The sequence below is a fragment of the Nonomuraea sp. NPDC003560 genome, from assembly GCF_042878785.1.
Taxonomy (GTDB): Bacteria; Actinomycetota; Actinomycetes; order Streptosporangiales; family Streptosporangiaceae; genus Nonomuraea.
In genome coordinates this window covers 1-1,239 of sequence record NZ_JBIAOF010000042.1, presented here as the reverse complement: position 1 = coordinate 1,239, position 1,239 = coordinate 1, and the positions used below count along the sequence as shown (strand labels likewise).

The following is a 1,239-nucleotide window of genomic DNA, read 5'->3' as shown; positions in this document are numbered from 1 at the left end:
GACGCCCTGGCCGCCCGGCTGAACAACCGCCCACGCAAGTGCCTCGGCTACCGAACCCCGGCCCAATGTGTTGCCTTGACTCTTTGAATCTAAGGTGGCCCGCTTGAGAACGTCGACGTCCTCGCGCAGCCGCCGGTTCTCCCGCCGCAACGCCTCCAGCTCCTGCCGCTCGCTGCTGGTCAACCCATCCCGTTGGCCGGCATCGACCTCGGCCTGGCGGATCCATTGACGGACCGCGGTCTCGGTCAGGTCGAAGTCCTTGGCCACTTGACCGACCGAGCGGTCACCGCGCCGGCACAGCTCGACGATCTCGGCTTTGAACTCCGGTGTGAACGAGCGGCGAGGACGCGGTTTCTTCTTCCCCATGCTCTCCATCATGGACATCCTTCCGGGGACGAACCCCTGATCTCGGATGTCCGTCAAACCGGATCAAGCCCACCTGTCGGTGCCTGACCGTTCGATCGATCACGTGTTTCGATGCGCGCCGGACTGGTGGAATGCCCGCTCCAGAAGGGCCGCCAGGCACGCGGCAGAACTTCATGGCGTAGGGATGCGATGCGGCGGTCGAATCCAGCGCGAACATCATGACCGTGCTCCACGTTCTGCATGAGCCAGGTCGTCATGGTGATCTCGCGAATTCGACGGAGTGTGTGCAGCCCCGGCCACTCCGCTATGTCGAAGCCGTAGGCATCCACAGCCTGTGCGTACTCCTCATCGTCGAGCCACCGGAAGCCCTGGAAGGGAACCCCGATGGCCGCCGCACTGAGGTCCCACTCGCGTGGACCGAAAGGGAACCGCTCGAAGTCGAGAAGAATCACGTTCCCGTCCGTGCGGCGCAGCAGGTTGCCCTTGTGGGCGTCGCCGTGAATGTGGCCGGCGGGCAGCGCGAACTCCAGGGCGTTGTATTCGGCGTAGGGCTCCTTGACGCGTCGACGCAGGAACTCGATGTCGCCTTCTGAGACGCTCTGGGCACACTCCAAGCGGTCCTCTACGCGGCCCAGCGGGCCGAACAGCGGCAAGACGAGGTCCACCGGTTTGGGCGGCGCATGCAGCTCCTTCAGCATCACTGCCAAGTCCCTGAAGCTCGGCGACGGGCCGTCACTGTCCACGTGCTGCCAGAACGTGACCACGCGGCCCTCTTCGACTAGGTGCTGTTTCTTAGATCTGCTGACTGATCGTGCCTGGGCGGTCACGATTGGCCTATGGGTCGAGGTGACTTAACTAACGCGGAGTGGGAGC

2 protein-coding genes are annotated in these 1,239 nt (G+C 64.1%); both read right to left on the bottom strand.

Annotated elements, in window-relative coordinates; all coding sequences use genetic code 11:
• On the bottom strand, window positions 1-378 hold a 378-nt coding region (locus ACFYUV_RS51420), incomplete at its 3' end, for a transposase (RefSeq protein WP_387683453.1).
• Window positions 379-419: 41 nt separating this feature from the next.
• A complete protein-coding gene (locus tag ACFYUV_RS51415; RefSeq protein WP_387683451.1) occupies window positions 420-1,130 on the bottom strand; it encodes a phosphotransferase family protein in 711 nt (236 codons plus the stop codon).
• Between the last annotated feature and the right edge of the window lie 109 nt (window positions 1,131-1,239).